Raw genomic sequence first — 21,045 nt, 5'->3', positions numbered from 1 at the left:
ATACATAGTTATATAGAGGAAACATATAAACTTATCTTGGAAAGATAGTATTTTATCCCGCATTAATTTCTAGTAAAAGTGCGATTGGTGAGGGGAATAATTAGTAGGGAATGGAACTCTCGTTGATTAAAGTTTCACTTTGGTTTTTAACAAAATAGAGATGAATAATATTATATTTCGCTTTATGACCTTAATGTTACACTAGTGTTACAAATATGATTGTAGTAGAAAACGCATTAAAACAAGGTTTTTGAGTGTTAATTTAAAAAAACGTAAAAAAAGTGTAATAAAATTTACGTAATTATATTGCAACGTAATAATAGTTATGTTACATTAGTGTTACAAACGTTACGTAATTAATTTCAATGTAACGTTAACATGAAAACTATGAACTAATCATTTCTTAGTAATTACATATAGATAACTTATAAAAAAGGAGAATGAATGATATGAACAACGAGCAAGTATTAAACGTAACAAAAGGTGACTTCTTAGGATCAGCAAGCGGAGCAGTAGTATTAACAGCATTAATCGTATTTCTATCAAGCGTATTAGTATAATAGAAGTTTTGTAACAAAAATAAGAGAAGGGAGAATGAAARTTATGAACAACGAGCAAGTATTACAAGTAACAAAAGGTGACTTCGTAGGATCAGCAAGTGGAGCGGTAGTATTAACAGCATTAATCGTATTTCTATCAAGCGTATTAGTATAATAGAAGTTTTGTAACAAAAGATAAATGAAGGGAGAATGAAAGATATGAAAGAGCAAGTATTACAAGTAACAAAAGGTGAYTTCKTAGGATCAGCAAGYGGAGCRGTAGTATTAACAGCATTAATCGTATTTCTATCAAGCGTATTAGTATAATAAAAGTTTTAAATTGTACAAAATGAAAGGAGAATGAGGAATATGAACAGTGAACAAGTGTTACAAGTAACAAAAACAGATTTATTAGGATCATTAGGCGGAGCGGTAATATTAACATCATTTATTCTATTCCTTGCAAATATATTAGTATGAAAAATATAAATACAATCATTCAAAAAAAATAAAGACCCTAACGTATTAGTAAGTAGTTAATATGTTGGAGTCTTTTTTGTTTTCCTCTCATATATACCTTCAAGTATTAATATTTTCCCCTTACTTTAAAGAGAAAAAAGTCGAATTTTATATGTAAGAAAAAAAGAGGAATTTGACAGAAAAGATAGAAAATTTTAAAGGTCGGAAATTGTTAGCTTGCTAACTAATTTCTATTAATTGATGTTGGAAGCGTTTTCGGTTGGTTTTAAGTATGGACCATTTAATCTATTTACAGGGGGATGAAGATATTATGAAACAAAAATCTATGGATACGCTAGCTGCACAAATGGAGGACTTTTTTCCGGTACGTGATGTAGATCATTTGGAATTTTACGTAGGGAATGCAAAGCAATCAAGTTATTATCTTGCGAGAGCGTTTGGATTCAAAATTGTAGCTTATTCTGGATTAGAAACAGGAAACCGTGAAAAGGTATCTTATGTTCTTGTGCAAAAAAATATGCGTTTTGTTGTGTCTGGAGCTTTAAGTAGCGATAGCCGTATTGCAGAGTTTGTAAAGACTCATGGTGATGGAGTGAAAGATGTGGCTTTACTTGTTGATGACGTTGATAAAGCCTACTCTGAAGCTGTAAAACGTGGCGCTGTTGCGATTGCTCCTCCTGAAGAGTTAACAGATGAGGAAGGTACCTTGAAGAAAGCGGTTATTGGTACGTATGGTGATACAATTCATACGCTTGTAGAGCGTAAAAATTATAAAGGAACATTCATGCCAGGATTTCAAAAGGTAGAGTTCAATATTCCATTTGAAGAATCCGGTTTAATTGCTGTAGACCATGTCGTTGGTAACGTTGAGAAAATGGAAGAATGGGTTAGTTATTATGAGAACGTCATGGGATTTAAACAAATGATTCACTTTGATGATGACGATATTAGCACAGAGTATTCGGCATTAATGTCAAAAGTTATGACGAATGGAAGCCGTATTAAGTTTCCAATTAATGAACCAGCAGACGGAAAAAGAAAGTCACAAATTCAAGAATATCTAGAGTTCTATAACGGAGCGGGTGTACAGCATCTTGCTTTATTAACAAGTGACATTGTAAAAACAATTGAAGTGCTTCGTGCGAATGGCGTGGAGTTTTTAGATACGCCAGATACGTATTACGATGAGTTAACTGCACGAGTGGGGAAAATTGATGAAGAAATTGATAGATTAAAAGAATTGAAGATTCTAGTAGACCGTGACGAAGAAGGTTATTTATTACAAATCTTTACGAAACCAATTGTAGATCGTCCAACTCTATTTATTGAAATCATCCAACGTAAAGGTTCTCGTGGATTTGGCGAAGGGAACTTTAAAGCGTTATTCGAATCAATTGAAAGAGAACAAGAGCGTCGCGGAAATTTATAAAATTTGTATCCACCAGCAAGAGTTCCTTTGTTGGTGGAAATTTCATTTTCATAGGGAGGAATCACGATGAAATTTGTTACATTTCGTCTCCCATCGAAAGAAATGCGAGCTGGATGGCTTGAAGGTGACAAAGTAATCGATATGAATCTTGCGAGTAATGGACAATTACCTTCTTCTATGTTCGCCTTTTTAGAGAAAGCAGATGAGTATGTAGAAGTATTGCGTAATATTAAGAATCCTGAAAAGGGTATATATTCCTTAGAGGAAGTTCAATTAGCAGCGGCAATTCCTAATCCGAGTAGCATTCGAGATTTTTATGCATTTGAGCAGCATGTAAAAACAGCCCGCGGGAGAAGAGGGCTAGATGTTGTACCTGAATGGTATGATATCCCGGTTTTTTATTTTACGAACCACCGTGCTGTTATTGGGCCAGATGATTTTGTTATTGGTCCGAAGAAGTCTAAAAAGCTTGATTATGAGTTAGAGATTGCTTGCGTAATTGGGAAAGAAGGACGAAACATTTCTCGTGAACAAGCAGAGGAATATATTTTTGGTTACTGCATTATGAACGACTGGAGTGCAAGGGACTTACAGGCAACAGAAATGAAAGTGGGACTCGGTCCAGCGAAAGGAAAAGATTTTGCAACTTCATTAGGAGCGTATCTCGTTACGAAAGAGGAATTAGACGTTTATCGTAACGGTGATCGTTATGATTTAGAGATGACTGCTCATGTAAATGGAAAGATATTATCAAAGGGAAACTTCCAAGATATTTACTATACATTTGCTGAAATGATTGAACGTGCTTCGGAAGACGTTACGTTATATCCAGGAGATGTGATTGGTTCTGGGACAGTAGGAACAGGATGTATTTTAGAACTTGGTACAGAAGAGTGGCTACAAGATGGAGATGTTGTAGAGCTGTCGATTACTGGTTTAGGTACGTTACGTAATACGGTCAAAAAAGACATGAAAGCAGGTGATGGGCATGTTTTATCGTCACATGGGGGAGCTACCTCATAAACGACATGTACAATTTCGTAAAAAAGATGGATCGCTTTATCGTGAGCAGGTAATGGGGACAAAAGGTTTCTCTGGTACCCAGTCTATTTTGTATCATCATTATATGCCAACAGAAGTAGGGCACGCGGCATTATCGCATTCTTGTCAGTTACAGTATGAAGAGGATGCCCTTCTTGCTCATCGCCACTTCCGTACGAAAGAAAATAAAAAAACTGGTGATGCAGTAAGCGGAAGAAACTTTATGCTTGGGAATGAGGATTTATTAATTGGAGTAGTGAGTCCAACAGAAAAAATGGATTATTTTTACCGTAATGGTGATGGCGATGAAATGTTATTTGTTCATTATGGAACAGGAAAAATTGAAACGATGTTTGGAACGATTCACTATAGAAAAGGTGATTATGTAACAATTCCAATTGGAACGATTTATCGTGTTATTCCAGATGAGGGAGAGACTAAGTTTCTTGTTGTAGAGGCAAATAGCCAAATTACAACACCAAGTCGCTATCGCAATGAATATGGGCAATTGTTAGAACATAGTCCGTTTTGTGAAAGAGATATGCGTGGACCGGAGAAATTGGAGACATATGATGAAAAAGGTGAGTTTGTCGTAATGACAAAGTCGAGAGGTTATATGCACAAGCATGTGTTAGGGCACCATCCGTTAGATGTTGTTGGATGGGATGGGTATTTATATCCGTGGGTCTTTAATGTAGAGGATTTTGAACCAATTACAGGTCGTATTCATCAGCCACCACCAGTACATCAAACATTCGAAGGGCATAATTTCGTCATTTGCTCTTTCGTACCGCGTTTATACGATTATCATCCAGAATCTATTCCGGCACCATATTATCATAGTAATGTGAATAGTGATGAGGTACTGTACTATGTAGAAGGTAATTTTATGAGCCGAAAAGGTGTAGAAGAAGGTTCTATTACGCTTCATCCAAGCGGGATCCCGCATGGGCCACATCCAGGGAAAACAGAAGCGAGTATAGGGAAGAAAGAGACACTTGAACTGGCTGTTATGATAGATACATTCCGTCCGCTTCGTATTGTAAAACAAGCACATGAGACGGAAGATGAAAAATATATGTATAGCTGGATTGAAGAGGGTTCATATACTGTGAAATAAGTAAAAAGAGGCATGCTCACTACGGGAGCATGCCTCTTTTATGGAATCGACATGTATAATAATACCAAAAAAAGTTATAGAAAGATATATAGAAAGAGTGATAAAGATCGTGCATATTCAGAAGAATTTCTACTTATTTCGACAGGGATTGTTATGGCTAGATTTTATGTTTGAAAATTTACATTTTTCTAATTATATATAATATAATTGTTGGGGAACTAAGGGGGGAATTTATGAAAAATACATGGCGTGAGTTAAGAGAGATGGATCGTAACGTATGGATTCGATTTATCGGTGAGACATTGAACGGAATTGCGATGATGATGTTAATGCCTTTTTTTGCACTATATTTAAAAGATAAGGTAGATTCTTTATTACAAGTTGGAATCATTATGGCGCTTTCTCCAATAGCTGCAAGTTTTGGTTCGCTTATAGGCGGAAGAATAGCTGATATATATGGAAGAAAGCCAATTATGATATTTTCAATGGCGAGTAATGCATTACTAATGCTCGGTTTTTTATTTATAGAAGGGTTTATTCCATATGCCATTTTATCTATTTTTTTAGGGTTAAGTAATTCGCTATTTCACCCAGCGGCATCAGCGATGGTTGCAGATGTGACGGCGCCAGAAAAAAGAACAGAAGCATATGGTTTATTGCGAATGGGACACAATATTGGTGCTGCAATTGGACCGATAATGGGAGCATCAGTAGTTGTTTTATCAAAGAACCTCGTGTTTATTATTGCTTCATCCGCTATGTTGTTTTATGCGCTACTAGTGTTAGTACTTATTAAAGAAACAATGCCAAAAATGACGGATATGACGGAAAAAAATAAAGAGCAGGAATCCGGAGCAATTTGGAAAATTTTAATGAGAGATAAGGCGTTAATGATTTATTTGTTAGCGGGGATCATTATTTCTATGGGGTTTTCTCAAACAGAAGGCATGTTACCGCTTCACTTTGATAACGAAATGAAGGATATTTTTGGAGTCAACAATCCATACCCATATTTAATGGCATTAAATGGTCTATTAGTTGTTTTATTTCAATTTCAAATTTCAAAATGGGCGACAGATAAACCTGTTGGAAAGACGATGTTATACGGTGCGTGTTTGTTCGGAATTGGTTTGTTTTTTATAGGATGGTTACCGAAGTGGTTTGGAGAATATGATACAAATGCTACAATTATTTTAATGACGTTAATGTTTGTTTATGCCATATATACGTTAGGCGAGATGATTATGTCGCCTGTACAGATGACGTTTGTAGCGAATTTGGCCCCTGAGCATTTGAGAGGAACCTATATGGGGGCGGCGAGTTTGCAGTGGATTACAGGAAGTGCATTCGGTCCACTTCTTGGTGGTTTTTTATTGGATCGTTTGCTTGGTCACTACTTATTTACAATTTTAAGTGTAGGGTGTGTAGTTGCAGGCTTTGTATATGTTTCTTTAGATCGTCTTGTTGAGCAGAGGCAAAAAGATACGCCTACAAAACAGTCTTCTTAATAAAATGAAACTTTAATCAGTGTTTTTTCATTCTCCACAAATGGTAAGGTAATATAGATGACATACACACAAAGTGGATTTCTACATATTTTAGGTACATAACTAGATTAGATAGCAATTTTGCTCTAAAGTTTAATTTTGTTTAGGTGTGTAGAAATTAAAGGGAAAAAGTGTAGAAAACCAATAAGTGGTGTCTTTTAATTATTTGTGGAAGTTACATTTTATTTCAAATAGGAACTACCTATTTTTATAAAAAGTGCTAAAATAGAAAAATGAAAACAATTGGTTAGGGTGATTTCAGTGACAAAAATTAAATTAGGTTTATTATACGGTGGAAAATCAGCTGAGCATCAAGTTTCGTTACAAACGGCTCTTGCTGCTATTAAAGCATTAAATCAAGATAAATTCGAGATTCATCCAATTTATATTACAGAACAAGGCCAATGGATGCGTGGAGAGCGTATTGAAGGCGAAGTAACAAATGTTGAGGCATTACAAATGAGTGGGGAAGAGAATACAATTTCTCCTGTATCATTAAGTACAGAAATTATCCCAACGGCAACTTCTAAACAAGAAGATGCAATTGATGTTATTTTCCCATTATTACATGGACCGAATGGCGAAGATGGAACAGTACAAGGGTTATTAGAATTACTAAACATTCCATATGTAGGTAACGGTGTATTAGCATCATCTGCTGGTATGGATAAAGTTGTTATGAAAAATATCTTTGCAGAAGCTGGATTGAAACAAGCGAAATATGCATCTTTCATTCGTAGCGCATGGGAAAAAGATCGTGAAACAGCGTATGAAAAAGTAGAAGAAGTATTAGGATATCCTTGCTTCGTAAAACCAGCAAACCTTGGTTCAAGTGTTGGTATTAATAAGTGTAACGATCGTGAAGAGCTCGAGAATGCATTCGAAGAGGCATTCCAATTTGACCGTAAAATTATTGTAGAAGAAAATATTGTAGGTCGTGAAGTAGAAGTTGGTGTATTAGGTAATGATGAGCCGAAATGTTCAGTTGTAGGTGAAATTGTACCGAAAAAAGATTTTTATGATTACAAATCGAAATACATCGATGGTGATACAGCGTTAATTATTCCAGCTGAAATGACAGAAGAAGAGTCTAATGTAATTAAGCGAGATGCAATTATCGCATTCCAATCATTAGATGGTTCGGGCTTAACACGAGCTGATTTCTTCTTAACGAAAGATGGAGAAGTATATATTAACGAAGTAAACACAATGCCAGGATTCACGCCGTTTAGTATGTTCCCTCTATTATGGCAACATACAGGGTTACCGTATCCGGAATTAATTGAAGAGCTAATTCGCTTAGCGATTGAGCGTCACGAAGAAAAACAAAAAATTAAATATACAATCTAACAAAAAGGAGGAAGCACTATTCGAAGGAATAGTGCTTCCTCTATGTAAGGAGTGTTTTCATGATAAATCGAACGTTAAAACAAGTAGAGCAGATGATAAATGGTACTGGATTAGCAGAGCGGTATGAGGGAATTACTATACAAGGAGTGTCTATTGATACGAGGAAAATTGAAAATGGAAATTTATATGTTCCAATTCAAGGTGAACGTTTCGATGGACATGCTTTTGTAGACAAAGCTGTTGAAAATGGGGCGATTGCTACATTATGGATGAAAGATGTAGAAAACCCACCTGAAAATCTTCCGGTTATTTTTGTAGAAGATACACTAGCAGCATTGCAAATGTTAGCGAAAAACTATCGTGATCAATTGGATGTAAAAGTTGTTGGTGTAACGGGTAGTAATGGTAAAACATCTACGAAAGATATTGTAACAAGTATTCTTGCGACTAAATTTAAAGTTCAAAAAACAGAAGGTAATTTCAACAACCACATCGGTTTACCTCTTACTATTTTAAATTTAGAGGAAAATACAGAAGTAGCTGTATTAGAAATGGGCATGTCAAGCCGCGGAGAAATTGAATTTCTATCTAAGTTAGCTCGTCCTAATGCAGCTATTATTACGAACATTGGTGAGGCGCACTTAATGGATTTAGGCTCTCGTGAGGCGATTGCTGAAGCGAAGTTAGAAATTGTTACAGGTTTACAAAAGGGTGGCGTGTTCGTATATAATGGAGATGAGCCGCTATTAACGAATCGTGTTCCAGAAATGAATTTAGCAGCTGAAACAGTTACATTTGGTGATGCGAGAGCAAATGATTACTATCCAACTACTGTAACATTGCAGGCTACTGGGACACACTTTAAGATGAACAGGGATGAAACTTTGTCATTCTATTTGCCAGTACTAGGAAAGCATAATGTATATAATACGCTTGCTTCAATGGCAATTGCAAAACATTTTGGTGTAACGTGGGAAGAAATGAAACAAGGTTTAGTAACACTTCAAATGACAGGTATGCGTATGGAAATTGTAAAAACAGATAGTGGTTTAACAATTATCAATGATGCTTATAATGCTAGTCCAACAGCTATGGAAGCTGCGTTCCACCTAATGAATGGTTTAGATGGATTTGCTAAAAAAATTGTTGTGCTTGGTGATATGTTAGAACTTGGAAATCAAGAAGTGCAATTTCATTATGAAGTAGGTAAATTAATTGATCCAGCAAAAATTTCATATGTATTCACATATGGTAAATTAGGGGCTCAAATTGCTGAAGGTGCAAAAATTAATTTCCCTAAAGACCGTGTAAAAGCGTATGATAGTAAAGAAGAGTTAATAAAAGAGTTGCAAGCAGTAGTCGGTACGAAAGATGTTGTATTAGTAAAAGCATCTCGCGGCATGAAATTAGAAGAAGTAATTACGATGTTGAAATAATTGGTGTATATAAATAGGGATGATAGCCACGAAAATAGTGGAAACTTATAATAAGCGCTTACAGTAAACGATAAAAAAATAAAAGTAAAGAAAAAAGCTCTGAATATGAAATAAGGTAACAGTTGGGGTTTGCTTTTTACACCTACAAAACTTATAATTGATAAAGTGTAATAACGTTTAGAAGTATTTTCGTGAAGAATATACGCCCGGTTATACGTCAGTATTCAGGAAAAGGGCTTTTCCGCAAGTTCGGAAAACGCCTTTTTTTAAATGATAAGTATAGGATAGAAAAGGAGAAGTAACATTGACAACATTTCGAGAATTAGGATTAAGTGAGTCTTTACTACAATCTGTTGAAAGTATGGGTTTTGAAGAGGCTACGCCGATTCAAGCTGAAACAATTCCACATGCATTGCAAGGTAAGGATATTATTGGGCAAGCGCAAACAGGTACAGGGAAAACAGCAGCATTCGGATTACCACTATTAGATAAAGTGGATACAAATAAAGATGCAGTTCAAGGTATTGTTATCGCGCCAACGCGCGAATTAGCAATTCAAGTTGGAGAAGAGCTATACAAACTTGGTAAACATAAACGTGTTCGTATTCTACCAATTTATGGTGGTCAAGATATTAACCGCCAAATTCGTGCTCTAAAAAAACACCCACACATTATTGTTGGTACGCCGGGTCGTATTTTAGATCATATTAACCGTAAAACACTTCGCCTGCAAAACGTAGAGACAGTTGTTCTTGACGAAGCAGATGAAATGTTAAACATGGGCTTCATTGAAGATATTGAAGCGATTTTAACAGATGTACCAGAAACACATCAAACATTATTATTCTCAGCGACAATGCCAGACCCAATCCGTCGCATTGCTGAGCGTTTCATGACTGAGCCTCAACACATTAAAGTAAAAGCAAAAGAAGTAACAATGCCAAACATTCAGCAGTTCTATTTAGAAGTGCAAGAAAAGAAAAAGTTTGACGTGTTAACACGCTTACTAGATATTCAATCTCCAGAGCTTGCAATCATATTCGGTCGTACAAAGCGTCGTGTTGATGAATTATCAGAAGCATTAAACTTACGTGGTTATGCAGCAGAAGGTATTCATGGTGACTTAACACAAGCAAAACGTATGTCTGTATTACGTAAATTTAAAGAAGGTGCTATCGAAGTTCTTGTTGCAACAGACGTTGCTGCACGTGGTCTTGATATTTCAGGCGTAACACACGTATACAACTTCGATATCCCGCAAGATCCAGAATCATACGTTCACCGTATCGGTCGTACTGGCCGTGCCGGTAAAAAAGGTATTGCAATGTTATTTGTAACGCCACGTGAATCAGGACAATTGAAAAATATCGAGCGTACAACAAAACGTAAGGTTGATCGTATGGAAGCACCGACACTTGACGAGGCACTAGAAGGTCAACAACGTTTAATCGCTGAAAAACTTCAAAGCACAATTGAAAATGATAACTTATCATACTATAAGCGTATTGCAGAAGAAATGTTAGAAGAGAATGATTCTGTAACAGTAGTAGCTGCTGCTTTAAAAATGATGACAAAAGAGCCGGATACAACTCCGATCGCTTTAACATCAGAACCACCAGTTGTTTCAAGAGGTGGCGGTGGCGGTTCTAAAAAACGCGGTGGTAACGGAAGTGGATACCGTGATGGTAACCGTAATCGTAGTCGTGATGGACGCGGCGGTGGCGATGGTCGTAACCGTGATCGCAATCGTGATGGACGTGGAAGTGGAAGTGGAAGTGGAAGTGGCGATGGTCGTAACCGTGATCGTAATCGTGATGGCGGTAGCCGTGATGCTGGTAGCCGTGATGGCAACCGTGGTCGTAAAGGTGAAGGTCGCCCTGGATCTTCAAATGGACGCGGCGAAAGAAAACATCATAGCCGTCCACAAGCTTAATAAAAAAAGAGAATGCCCTTTGCTGGCATTCTCTTTTTTTATTTCTGTAATTGTGCATACTACATAGTAACTCGTATAGAAATGAGGTGCTGTATGCTTGTAAGACTTGGGTATGTTGCGATGAGTGTACATTTGAAGAATGCTTCTCCATCTCAAACGATGACGTATGCACAGTTTCAGCGGATTGATGATCGAGAGGCTGCGATTCGTAAACTTGAAAGAATCGCTAATTCGAATTTGGAAAATTGCTTACGGTTATTAAAACATAATAAAGGGCATGATATATCTTTCTTTCGACTTAGTTCCAAGCTTATTCCTTTAGCGAATCATGAGGAGTTGTTAGATTGGAACTATATTCGTCCGTTAAAAGAAAATCTGAAAGAATTAGGTGAATATGCAATTCGTATGAATATGCGAATTGACTTCCATCCAGATCACTTTGTTGTACTAAATTCACCTGAGGAGAGTATTTTCAAACAATCTGTAAAGACATTGCAGATGCACAAAAAATTGTTAAAGGGTATGGGAATTGAACATAAGCAACGATGTGTATTACATGTGGGAGGAGGTTATAAAGATAAGGAGCTTGCATTAGAACGCTTTATAGAAAATTGGTCAACTGTTCCAAGAGGTATTCAAGAGATGATTATATTAGAAAATGATGACACGACCTTTTCTTTAGAAGAAACATTGTATTTAGGTGAGAAATTAGACATTCCAGTCGTGTTTGATTTGCACCATCATATGATGAATAATGACCAGGAAGATTGGCATGAAGATTGGGCGCGTGTTGTACATACGTGGGAATCGTCTTTGTTACCGGTTAAAATGCACATCTCCAGTCCTAGAGATGGAAAAAACCCGAGAGCACATGCAGATTTTATTGATGTAGATACTTTCTTATCTTTTTTGAAAAAGATAAAGGGGAGTGTTCCGCGAATTGATTGTATGATTGAGGCGAAGAAAAAGGACGAGTCTTTATTTCAACTAATGAGAGAGTTAAGTAAACAAACAGATGTGGAAATTATCGATGGTGCGAGCTTCTATATTAAATAAGCTCTGCGCCATCGTTTTTTTTTGTCCCGCTATTTGCCGGGCAGTAAGACTCCCGCCTCAAAATTCGGCGAATGCGAGGGAGTTAGGTGGGAGTCGGGCTGCCCGTAAAAGCCCGATTGGTGCGGGCTAATAATCAGTGGGGGATGGAACCCCCCCACTGATTAAAATTTCACTTTATTAAAAAAGGGGTGCACATGCCGCCGATGATCAGTCCTGTTAAATGGCTTATAGGATTGGCAGAGGGATTAAAGAAAGTAAATAGTAGTAATATAAGTATCATTATTGAAAAAATAGCGATGTCTCTTGGTTTTGAAGAACGATATCGACTATACAATAAAAATAATTGGGCGCCTAGTAATCCGAAAATACCACCAGATGCTCCGGCGTGAATATATTCAAGAGGCATAATAATATAAGAAGAAATATTCCCGAGAATGCCAGAAAGGAAAAAAATAATGATGAAAGAAAAGTGTCCTAGTTGTTTTTCGATGGAAGAACCAAATACGAATAAACAAATACTATTAGAAAGGAAATGTTGTAAGTCTACGTGTACAAGTAAGGAAGTTATGACACGCCACCATTCTCCTTTAGCGATATATTCATTGTAGGCTGCCAGGTGAAAGAGGGAAAAGTCGCTCAATATAATCATGACTAATTGTATAAGAAGTAAAGAAATGATAATCGGTTGTAAGGAAATGCGAGTGGATGGTATTAGCATGTTGTTAGTATCACTCCTTTTGCATCAGAAAGATTCCTGTTATTCTTACAATATGAATGAAGAAAGCTAAATAGAAGAAGGGGATTTTGAAATGATTGTAGGGATTGGAATCGATATTATTGAGTTAAATCGAATTGAAAAAATGCTAGATGGAAAGCTTAAATTTATGGAACGTATTTTAACTGAAAGAGAACGTGGTGTTGCCGAGGGGCTGAAAGGAAGTCGTCTTACAGAATTTGTAGCTGGAAGATTTGCAGCAAAAGAGGCGTATTCTAAAGCGGTAGGGACCGGTATCGGGAAAGAAGTGAGTTTTTTAGATATTGAAGTAAGGAATGATGATAGAGGTAAGCCGATTATCATTACAAATACAGAGCATATTGTTCATTTATCAATTAGTCATAGTAAAGAATTTGCCGTTGCTCAAGTTGTTTTGGAAAGCTCGTCACGCTAGTCTGCATATTTTATATCTTTGTCTCATATATTTGAGGTAGCGATAAGGAAGGCATATCTTCCATTCATTTATAGGGGCAAAGGGGCTGAAGTGATGAAAAGGCGTCTGTTTTTAGTTCTTGTCGGTTTATTGACCGTTTTTGTGTTGGCGGGTTGTATGGAAAAGAAACAGGAAGATGTTGTGAGAGATTTAGAAACGAAAGTTAAAAGTATGAAGAGTTATCAAGCTGAAGCGAAATTATCTATTAAAACAGGAAATGAACCTCAAGAGTACAATGTAGAAATTTGGCATAAAGAACCTTCGTATTATCGTGTGAATTTGCAGAATGCGAAAAAGGATCAGAGTCAAATTATTTTAAGGAATGATGAAGGTGTATTTGTATTAACACCGGCACTTAATAAGAGTTTCCGTTTTCAAAGTGATTGGCCGCAAAATAGTAGCCAGGCTTATTTATATGAATCACTTGTAAGAGATATTTTGCAAGATAAGAAAAATCTCTCTTTCGAGAAAACAGATAAGTATTATGTGTTTAAAACAAAAACAAATTATCAACATCAAAATATGTTGCCGAAACAAGAAATTAAGCTGAATAAAAGTGATTTAACACCAGTTTCTGTGAAACTGATGGATAATGATCAAAATGTCCTTGTAAAAGTAGATTTCACTAAAGTAAAGTTTGATGCAAAGTTTGATAAAGGTGCATTTGATACGAAACAAAATATGTCTAGAGCACAAGTAGATGTTCAGACGGCAGCGAAGGAAGACAAACCGTTTGCTATTTTGTATCCACGTGATACACCGCAAGGTATGACTTTGAAAGAGGAAGAAGAGTTGAAGACAGACAGTGGCAAGCGTGCAATACTCACATACACTGGAAGTAAGAAATCCTTTACTTTAATACAAGAAAAGTCAAAAGTTGCAGAGGCCTCATCGGCGGTAAGTGTAAGTGGAGAGCCGGTTGATCTTGGTTTCACGATTGGTGCATTGACGAAAGACTCTGTAACGTGGTCACATAACGGAGTAGAATATATGCTCGTGTCTAAAGGTTTAGAGACGAATGAGTTGTTGATGGTTGCTCGTTCGGTTACAGCGAAGCAGGTGAAGTAAACTTCTTAGACGTGGTGATATATGTGCACCACGTCTTTTCTTAGTTTGAAGGTGGATTTCATAAAAGAAGCATATAAAAGAATAAGCTTCGCATATCGTGTATAAGGAAGTGTATTTATGGAAGAAGCACCGTTTTACCGTGACACGTGGGTGGAAGTGGATTTAGATGCAATCTATAACAATGTTACGCATATTAAAGAGTTCATTCCAAGTGATGTAGAAATTTTTGCTGTAGTTAAAGCGAATGCATATGGGCACGATTATGTACCAGTGGCTAAAACCGCATTAGAAGCAGGGGCAACAAGATTAGCAGTTGCTTTTTTAGATGAAGCTTTAGTGCTTCGGAGGGCTGGTATTACTGCACCGATTTTAGTATTAGGTCCTTCCCCTCCTCGTGATGTAAATGTTGCTGCTGAAAATGATGTAGCATTAACTGTTTTTCAAAAAGAATGGGTAGAAGACGCGATAAAGCTCTGGGATGGTTCATCAATAATGAAATTCCATATTAATTTTGATAGTGGTATGGGGAGAATTGGAATACGCGAACGAAAAGAATTAAAGGGGTTCTTAAAGAGTTTAGAAGGCGCGCCATTTTTAGAGTTAGAAGGAGTATATACACATTTTGCAACATCCGATGAGGTTGAGACTTCTTACTTTGATAAGCAATATAATACGTTCTTGCAGCAGTTAAGTTGGTTGAAAGAATTTGGAGTGAACCCTAAATTTGTCCATACAGCCAATAGTGCTGCAACGTTAAGATTTCAAGGGATTACATTTAATGCAGTGCGAATTGGTATTGCGATGTATGGACTATCCCCATCTGTAGAAATACGTCCTTTTTTACCGTTTAAATTGGAACCGGCGTTGTCACTTCATACGAAAGTTGCTCATATTAAGCAAGTGATTAAAGGGGATGGGATTAGTTATAATGTCACATACCGAACGAGAACCGAAGAATGGATTGCGACAGTTGCGATTGGGTATGCAGATGGCTGGCTTAGAAGATTGCAAGGGTTTAAGGTACTTGTAAACGGTGAAAGAGTACCGATTGTAGGGCGAGTAACAATGGATCAATTCATGATACATCTTCCTTGTGAAGTGCCACTTGGTACGAAAGTTACACTCATTGGGAGACAAGGTGATGAGTATATTAGTGCTACCGAGGTTGCTGAATATTCCGGGACTATTAATTATGAAATTATTGCAACGATAAGCTTCCGTGTACCGAGAATATTTATACGACACGGTAAAGTTGTAGAAGTAATCAATTATTTGAACGATATATAGAAGAAGGTATTATTACTCAGCATCTCGTCATTTGGAGGAGTTTCACTAATAAAGAATAGGCTCTTTTTCGCTGGGGAGCTTCTTTTTATACTTGTTATTAATATAAGTTGCAATGAAATATTACTGAAGGATTGCTTTATTTCTTGTTTGAAAGAGATAAAAAGTAAAAGAAGATGAATGTTTTATTTATGAATTGGAAAACATAAGCAAGGAATAAGGAAGTCTTTGCAACAGGCTCCATACAATGGTATTATTACAATAGGTGTCATATATATATTTGGGTGTGTAGTTGACGGTGGAGGTGTATTTTTGTGTCCGAATCAAGTGTAACTACTGAAATCGTGGTTCGGTTGCCAAAGCAAATGGTAACGGAATTGGACGGAATTGGAAAACAAGAGAATAAGAATCGCCATGAACTAATTTGCCAGGCAACACAACTGTTATTGCGTCAACATAAGACGAAGAAACGCTACCAACATGAATCAATGCGACGTGGGTACATTGAAATGGGAAAAATTAATCTTGGTATTGCATCTGAAGCTTTCTTAGCAGAGTATGAAGCAGCTCATACAGTAGAACGCTTAGTTAGCGGGGGGTAATATTTTGATTGTAAAACGCGGCGACGTGTATTTTGCAGACCTTTCCCCAGTTGTTGGTTCTGAGCAAGGAGGCGTTCGTCCGGTTCTTGTCATTCAAAATGACATCGGAAATCGTTTTAGTCCGACTGTGATTGTAGCGGCTATTACTGCACAGATTCAAAAAGCGAAATTACCCACTCATGTGGAAATTGATGCGAAAAAGTACGGTTTTGAGAGGGATTCTGTTATTTTACTTGAGCAGATTCGAACAATCGATAAGCAACGCTTAACGGACAAAATCACTCATTTAGATGAAGTGATGATGAGTCGTGTAGATGAAGCGTTACAAATTAGTTTAGGACTAATAGATTTTTAAATCGGCAGTTTAAGTTGCTCTCTTTACAGGGCAACTTTTTTTTATTATAGAGGAGGTTACGGTTGGATATGGAAATGGTAGATAATCGACAAGGGTTAATGAAAATGTTAGTGAAAGAATTAGGCTTTACAGAAAAGCAAGTTCGTCATGTTATTCAATTAACAGAAGAAGGTAACACAGTTCCATTTATCGCTCGTTACCGAAAAGAATGGACAGGGTCTCTTGATGAGGTGCAAATTCGTGCAATCTTAGAAAGATGGCAATATATGATGCAACTAGAAGATAGGAAAGAAGAGGTTCTTCGTCTTATTGGTGAAAAGGGTAAACTAACCGAAGAGTTGCGTCGTCATATTGTTGCTGCAACAAAACTTCAAGAAGTAGAAGACTTATATCGTCCATATAAAGAAAAAAGAAGAACGAAAGCTACAATTGCTAAAGAAAAGGGATTAGAACCGTTAGCTGAGTGGCTATTATTATATAAAAAAGAAAATCCAGCAGAGAAGGCTATGGAATTTGTTAATGCAGAAAAGGAAGTGGCGTCTGCAGAAGATGCGTTGCAAGGTGCGCAAGATATTATTGCGGAACTTGTTTCGGATAATGCGGCATATCGTAGTTGGATTCGCAATACTACTTTCCGAAAAGGGATTATGTCTTCATCTGTAAAAGATAAAGAAAAAGATGAAAAGAATATATATGAAATGTATTATGGCTATGAAGAACCGTTGCAAAAAGTAGTGCCGCATCGTGTACTAGCTATGAATCGTGGTGAAAAGGAAGACGTATTAAGAGTTTCTGTTATCACGCCAATTGAAGAAATTCTTCAGTTTTTACATAAAAAAATGATTCTTGATGAAGCTTCTAAAAGTGCGCATTATGTACAATTAGCGATGGAAGATGGATATAAGCGATTAATTCAACCTTCAATAGAAAGAGAAATTCGTAAAGAATTAATGGAAACGGCCGAAGAACAAGCGATTCATATTTTCTCTGAGAATTTACGTAATTTATTATTACAACCTCCGATGAAAGGGAAAGTTGTGTTAGCGGTAGATCCAGCATATAGAACCGGTTGTAAATTAGCTGTAGTAGATGATACAGGAAAAGTTCTTCACATAGATGTTATTTATCCGCATCCGCCTGCTCGTAAATATGAGGATGCAAAAACGAAAATCATTTCAATTATAGATAAATATGAAGTTGAAATGATAGCGATTGGAAATGGTACAGCTTCGAGGGAAACGGAAGAATTTATAGTAGATGTATTACAAAATGTAGAGCGAGATGTATTTTACATTATTGTAAATGAAGCGGGTGCTAGTGTGTACTCAGCATCTGATGTAGCTCGCGAGGAGTTTCCAAATTTACAGGTTGAAGAAAGAAGTGCTGTTTCAATTGGGAGACGTCTACAAGATCCACTTGCAGAGCTTGTGAAAATTGACCCTAAATCTGTTGGGGTGGGACAATATCAACATGATGTATCTCAAAAGCGATTAAATGAATCATTAACATTTGTAGTAGAGACGGCAGTTAACCGAGTTGGTGTTAATGTAAATACAGCTTCAGTTGCATTGTTGCAATATGTTTCGGGGTTATCAAAAACAGTTGCGAAAAATATTGTAGCTAAGCGTGAGGAAGATGGGAAATTCACGAAGCGTACTGAGTTAAAGAAAATCCCACGTTTAGGTGCAAAAACATATGAACAATGTATCGGGTTTTTACGTATATTAGAAGGAGCGAATCCGTTAGATCGCACAGGGATTCATCCGGAACAATATAAAAATGTTGAATTGCTATTGAAGAGCTTAGGGTTATCAAAGAATGATGTGGGGAAACCAAACTTGCAAAAGAGTTTCGAAGGAGTAGATATTTCTAAATTATCTCAAGAGACGGAGATTGGTGAGCCGACATTAGTTGATATTATGGATGCTTTAATTAGCCCGGAGCGAGATATGAGGGATGAGTTGCCAAAGCCACTTTTGAAAAAGGGGATTTTAAAATTAGAAGATTTAAAGCGTGGTATGGAATTAGAGGGAACGATCCGCAATGTTGTTGATTTCGGTGCCTTTGTTGATATTGGTGTGAAGCAAGATGGTTTAGTGCATATTTCTAAACTAAGCAAACAATTTGTAAAGCATCCATTAGATATTGTATCCGTGGGACAAATTGTAAAGGTATGGGTAGATGATATTGATACGAAAAAAGGTCGTGTTGCATTATCAATGTTACCGATTGAATAGTAAGAAAAGAGAGCAGATGAAACTGCTCTTTTTTTATGAACTGGAAAGTTTAATTGATTATGAGCTTTGATGTATTTTACTATAATAAAACCAGCATTCATTTAGTAACTTGATTTGATACCGGTTTTTCTCAAAATATGCACGTTGCATTTGTTTCTTTAGCCACGTGGGCATAGGAATCCCTCCTTGTTTAATCCTGCTCTCAAAAAAAGTAGCTCCTTTTAGCTAAAGTAACTTTGATGAGAGGTTGGTGAGTGGATTTCTAGCAATGCTGCATTTTTAGAAATCACGCTTCTTGAATGAGGATGGGTATATGTACTATTTACTATATGTATAAGAAGGGAGAAAAGTGTGGAAATATTTTTTAGTTTAGGAGGAATGAGAATGGATGAGCAAGAAATTCAGCGGTTAGTGGAAGAGGTATCGTTACAATGCTTTGGAATGCCGTTTTTACATAAAGCGATGTTTAATAGTAGGTTACGTACAACTGGTGGGCGTTATCTATTGAAGAATCATAATATAGAATTGAATTATCGATATTACGAAGTATATGGAAAAGAAGAGTTAGTCGGGATTGTTAAACATGAACTTTGTCATTATCACTTACATATCACAGGAAAAGGGTATAAGCATCGAGATAGAGATTTTCGTGAGTTATTAAAGAAAGTAGGTGCACCACGTTTTTGTAAACGAATGATTAGTGAGGAGGAAATGAGAGTTTCTATGTATGAATGTATGGGGTGTTCTTTTCAATATGTAAGAAGACGTCAAATAAATACACAAAGATATGTATGTGGAAAGTGTAAAGGACAACTAAAACTGGTAGTGAAAACATCTTGACAGTGAAAACGCAATCCAGTATATTATAAACATGTCACGTTTGCGCAAGATGTTGTGAAAAAACTTCTTGACTTACGATGAGAATTTTTATAAGATACAAATTGTCTTCATTATTCCGCAGTAGCTCAGTGGTAGAGCTATCGGCTGTTAACCGATCGGTCGTAGGTTCGAGTCCTACCTGCGGAGCCATACAGAGAAGTACCCAAGTGGCTCAAGGGGCTCCCCTGCTAAGGGAGTAGATCGCTAACGCGGTGCGAGGGTTCGAATCCCTTCTTCTCTGCCATACATATTGGCCCGTTGGTCAAGTGGTTAAGACACCGCCCTTTCACGGCGGTAACACGGGTTCGAATCCCGTACGGGTCACCACTTCGGAGGATTAGCTCAGCTGGGAGAGCACCTGCCTTACAAGCAGGGGGTCGGCGGTTCGATCCCGTCATCCTCCACCATATAAATTATATAAATAATATTATCGCGGGGTGGAGCAGTACGGTAGCTCGTCGGGCTCATAACCCGAAGGTCGCAGGTTCAAATCCTGTCCCCGCAACCAAATGGTCCCGTGGTGTAGTGGTTAACATGCCTGCCTGTCACGCAGGAGATCGCCGGTTCGACCCCGGTCGGGACCGCCATTTTAACTTCTGCTATATAGCAGTTGTTTTTTATTGGACATTATGGTAAAATAACATTTGTCTTTGAAAAGAAGATAACTATTTCGATGGGCTATAGCCAAGCGGTAAGGCAACGGACTTTGACTCCGTCATGCGCTGGTTCGAATCCAGCTAGCCCAGCCATTTACGAGCCATTAGCTCAGTTGGTAGAGCATCTGACTTTTAATCAGAGGGTCGAAGGTTCGAATCCTTCATGGCTCACTTTTGTTTTTTCCGCGCGGTCGTGGCGGAACGGCAGACGCGCTAGGTTGAGGGCCTAGTGGGGGAAACCCCGTGGAGGTTCAAGTCCTCTCGGCCGCATCAAAAAATCTTTTAAAAAGTACTTGCATTTGAAAATGTAGTATGGTAAGATAATTGAGTCGCCAAAATACAACGACGAAAAAACATCATGAATAAGCGCCCGTAGCTCAATTGGATAGAGCGTTTGACTACGGATCAAGAGGTTAGGGGTTCGACTCCTCTCGGGCGCGCCATAACGGGAAGTGGCTCAGCTTGGTAGAGCACCTGGTTTGGGACCAGGGGGTCGCAGGTTCAAATCCTGTCTTCCCGACCACGCGGGTGTAGTTTAGTGGTAAAACAAGAGCCTTCCAAGCTCTGGTCGAGAGTTCGATTCTCTTCACCCGCTTTTAGTTCTTTGAAAACTGAACGAAACAAACAACGTGAACGTCAATTTTTATTTTTAGATGCTAGACAAACTAACTTTATTGGAGAGTTTGATCCTGGCTCAGGATGAACGCTGGCGGCGTGCCTAATACATGCAAGTCGAGCGAATGGATTAAGAGCTTGCTCTTATGAAGTTAGCGGCGGACGGGTGAGTAACACGTGGGTAACCTACCCATAAGACTGGGATAACTC

General features: G+C 37.5%; 21 protein-coding genes, 12 tRNA genes and 1 rRNA gene. 32 read left to right on the top strand and 2 right to left on the bottom strand.

Annotated elements, in window-relative coordinates; all coding sequences use genetic code 11:
- The first annotated feature begins 440 nt into the window (after positions 1-440).
- From AC1DS7_RS23385 to uvsE, 12 genes are all read left to right on the top strand, one after another.
- Positions 441-560 carry a DUF3948 family protein gene (locus AC1DS7_RS23385; protein WP_002009865.1) on the top strand — a complete coding sequence of 40 codons (120 nt, stop codon included), beginning with the start codon at positions 441-443 and terminating at the stop codon, positions 558-560.
- 34 nt (positions 561-594) lie between these two features.
- A complete protein-coding gene (locus tag AC1DS7_RS23380) occupies positions 595-714 on the top strand; it encodes a DUF3948 family protein (RefSeq protein ID WP_476999241.1) in 120 nt (39 codons plus the stop codon).
- Between the two features lie 35 nt (positions 715-749).
- Positions 750-866: a DUF3948 family protein gene (locus tag AC1DS7_RS23375; protein ID WP_476999240.1), complete on the top strand. Its 117-nt coding sequence runs from the start codon at positions 750-752 to the stop codon at positions 864-866.
- 42 nt (positions 867-908) lie between these two features.
- The gene (locus AC1DS7_RS23370; protein WP_001083697.1) at positions 909-1,019 is read left to right on the top strand and encodes a DUF3948 family protein; all 111 of its coding nucleotides are present in this window, start codon (positions 909-911) and stop codon (positions 1,017-1,019) included.
- A gap of 310 nt (positions 1,020-1,329) precedes the next feature.
- Positions 1,330-2,448: a 4-hydroxyphenylpyruvate dioxygenase gene (gene hppD, locus AC1DS7_RS23365; protein WP_002140158.1), complete on the top strand. Its 1,119-nt coding sequence runs from the start codon at positions 1,330-1,332 to the stop codon at positions 2,446-2,448.
- Between the two features lie 66 nt (positions 2,449-2,514).
- A complete protein-coding gene (locus tag AC1DS7_RS23360; protein WP_002140160.1) occupies positions 2,515-3,471 on the top strand; it encodes a fumarylacetoacetate hydrolase family protein in 957 nt (318 codons plus the stop codon).
- Positions 3,437-4,609, top strand: a complete 1,173-nt coding sequence (locus AC1DS7_RS23355; protein WP_002140161.1) for a homogentisate 1,2-dioxygenase — start codon at positions 3,437-3,439, stop codon at positions 4,607-4,609. The genes AC1DS7_RS23360 and AC1DS7_RS23355 overlap by 35 nt, the downstream gene beginning before the upstream one ends.
- A 233-nt stretch (positions 4,610-4,842) precedes the next feature.
- Positions 4,843-6,117, top strand: coding sequence for an MDR family MFS transporter (locus tag AC1DS7_RS23350; protein ID WP_002140162.1), 1,275 nt, complete (start codon positions 4,843-4,845; stop codon positions 6,115-6,117).
- 300 nt (positions 6,118-6,417) lie between these two features.
- Positions 6,418-7,506 (top strand): D-alanine--D-alanine ligase, encoded by a 1,089-nt coding sequence (locus AC1DS7_RS23345; protein WP_002009961.1) that lies wholly within the window; start codon positions 6,418-6,420, stop codon positions 7,504-7,506.
- A 59-nt stretch (positions 7,507-7,565) separates the two neighbouring features.
- Positions 7,566-8,942 carry a UDP-N-acetylmuramoyl-tripeptide--D-alanyl-D-alanine ligase gene (gene murF / locus AC1DS7_RS23340; RefSeq protein WP_002140164.1) on the top strand — a complete coding sequence of 459 codons (1,377 nt, stop codon included), beginning with the start codon at positions 7,566-7,568 and terminating at the stop codon, positions 8,940-8,942.
- Positions 8,943-9,246: 304 nt separating this feature from the next.
- A complete protein-coding gene (gene cshA / locus AC1DS7_RS23335) occupies positions 9,247-10,875 on the top strand; it encodes a degradosome RNA helicase CshA (protein ID WP_002091378.1) in 1,629 nt (542 codons plus the stop codon).
- Between the two features lie 93 nt (positions 10,876-10,968).
- Entirely contained in the window at positions 10,969-11,931 is a 963-nt protein-coding gene (gene uvsE, locus AC1DS7_RS23330; protein ID WP_002029436.1) for a UV DNA damage repair endonuclease UvsE, read from the top strand.
- Positions 11,932-12,100: 169 nt separating this feature from the next.
- On the opposite strand, the gene AC1DS7_RS23325 is transcribed toward uvsE, so the two are convergent.
- Complete coding sequence (locus tag AC1DS7_RS23325) at positions 12,101-12,649, bottom strand: rhomboid family intramembrane serine protease (protein ID WP_002139859.1); 549 nt, start codon at positions 12,647-12,649, stop codon at positions 12,101-12,103.
- A gap of 91 nt (positions 12,650-12,740) precedes the next feature.
- On the opposite strand from AC1DS7_RS23325, the gene acpS reads away from it, so the two are divergent.
- The 6 genes from acpS (at position 12,741) to AC1DS7_RS23295 (ending at position 18,685) form a co-directional block, all read left to right on the top strand.
- Complete coding sequence (gene acpS / locus AC1DS7_RS23320) at positions 12,741-13,100, top strand: holo-ACP synthase (RefSeq protein WP_002009969.1); 360 nt, start codon at positions 12,741-12,743, stop codon at positions 13,098-13,100.
- Between the two features lie 156 nt (positions 13,101-13,256).
- Positions 13,257-14,207 (top strand): LolA family protein, encoded by a 951-nt coding sequence (locus AC1DS7_RS23315; RefSeq protein ID WP_002124820.1) that lies wholly within the window; start codon positions 13,257-13,259, stop codon positions 14,205-14,207.
- A 117-nt stretch (positions 14,208-14,324) separates the two neighbouring features.
- Complete coding sequence (gene alr, locus AC1DS7_RS23310; protein WP_002009971.1) at positions 14,325-15,494, top strand: alanine racemase; 1,170 nt, start codon at positions 14,325-14,327, stop codon at positions 15,492-15,494.
- Positions 15,495-15,805: 311 nt separating this feature from the next.
- Positions 15,806-16,093: an antitoxin EndoAI gene (locus AC1DS7_RS23305; RefSeq protein WP_000004570.1), complete on the top strand. Its 288-nt coding sequence runs from the start codon at positions 15,806-15,808 to the stop codon at positions 16,091-16,093.
- A 4-nt stretch (positions 16,094-16,097) separates the two neighbouring features.
- A complete protein-coding gene (gene ndoA, locus AC1DS7_RS23300; protein WP_000635965.1) occupies positions 16,098-16,448 on the top strand; it encodes a type II toxin-antitoxin system endoribonuclease NdoA in 351 nt (116 codons plus the stop codon).
- A 68-nt stretch (positions 16,449-16,516) separates the two neighbouring features.
- Positions 16,517-18,685, top strand: a complete 2,169-nt coding sequence (locus tag AC1DS7_RS23295; RefSeq protein ID WP_002029442.1) for a Tex family protein — start codon at positions 16,517-16,519, stop codon at positions 18,683-18,685.
- Between the two features lie 57 nt (positions 18,686-18,742).
- On the opposite strand, the gene cmpA is transcribed toward AC1DS7_RS23295, so the two are convergent.
- On the bottom strand, positions 18,743-18,859 hold the full coding sequence (gene cmpA / locus AC1DS7_RS23290; protein ID WP_001143642.1) for a cortex morphogenetic protein CmpA: 117 nt from the start codon (positions 18,857-18,859) through the stop codon (positions 18,743-18,745).
- Positions 18,860-19,069: 210 nt separating this feature from the next.
- Between cmpA and AC1DS7_RS23285 the strand changes: the two genes are divergently transcribed.
- From AC1DS7_RS23285 to AC1DS7_RS23220, 14 genes are all read left to right on the top strand, one after another.
- Positions 19,070-19,525, top strand: coding sequence for a SprT family protein (locus AC1DS7_RS23285; RefSeq protein WP_476999239.1), 456 nt, complete (start codon positions 19,070-19,072; stop codon positions 19,523-19,525).
- A 114-nt stretch (positions 19,526-19,639) separates the two neighbouring features.
- A tRNA-Asn gene (locus tag AC1DS7_RS23280) sits at positions 19,640-19,714 on the top strand.
- A 3-nt stretch (positions 19,715-19,717) separates the two neighbouring features.
- Positions 19,718-19,808, top strand: a tRNA-Ser gene (locus AC1DS7_RS23275).
- Positions 19,809-19,816: 8 nt separating this feature from the next.
- A tRNA-Glu gene (locus tag AC1DS7_RS23270) sits at positions 19,817-19,891 on the top strand.
- A gap of 4 nt (positions 19,892-19,895) precedes the next feature.
- A tRNA-Val gene (locus AC1DS7_RS23265) sits at positions 19,896-19,971 on the top strand.
- A gap of 24 nt (positions 19,972-19,995) precedes the next feature.
- Positions 19,996-20,072: transfer RNA gene (locus AC1DS7_RS23260), tRNA-Met, on the top strand.
- Between the two features lie 3 nt (positions 20,073-20,075).
- Positions 20,076-20,151, top strand: a tRNA-Asp gene (locus AC1DS7_RS23255).
- A gap of 87 nt (positions 20,152-20,238) precedes the next feature.
- A tRNA-Gln gene (locus AC1DS7_RS23250) sits at positions 20,239-20,313 on the top strand.
- 5 nt (positions 20,314-20,318) lie between these two features.
- A tRNA-Lys gene (locus AC1DS7_RS23245) sits at positions 20,319-20,391 on the top strand.
- Positions 20,392-20,407: 16 nt separating this feature from the next.
- Positions 20,408-20,490: transfer RNA gene (locus AC1DS7_RS23240), tRNA-Leu, on the top strand.
- A gap of 96 nt (positions 20,491-20,586) precedes the next feature.
- Positions 20,587-20,663 (top strand) — tRNA-Arg (locus AC1DS7_RS23235).
- A 3-nt stretch (positions 20,664-20,666) separates the two neighbouring features.
- A tRNA-Pro gene (locus AC1DS7_RS23230) sits at positions 20,667-20,743 on the top strand.
- Between the two features lies 1 nt (position 20,744).
- A tRNA-Gly gene (locus tag AC1DS7_RS23225) sits at positions 20,745-20,815 on the top strand.
- A gap of 76 nt (positions 20,816-20,891) precedes the next feature.
- A 16S ribosomal RNA gene (locus tag AC1DS7_RS23220) occupies positions 20,892-21,045 on the top strand; the annotation flags it as partial.

The organism is Bacillus sp. P4_E1 (assembly GCF_056401715.1).
This window is presented reverse-complemented; position numbering and strand designations above follow the sequence as displayed.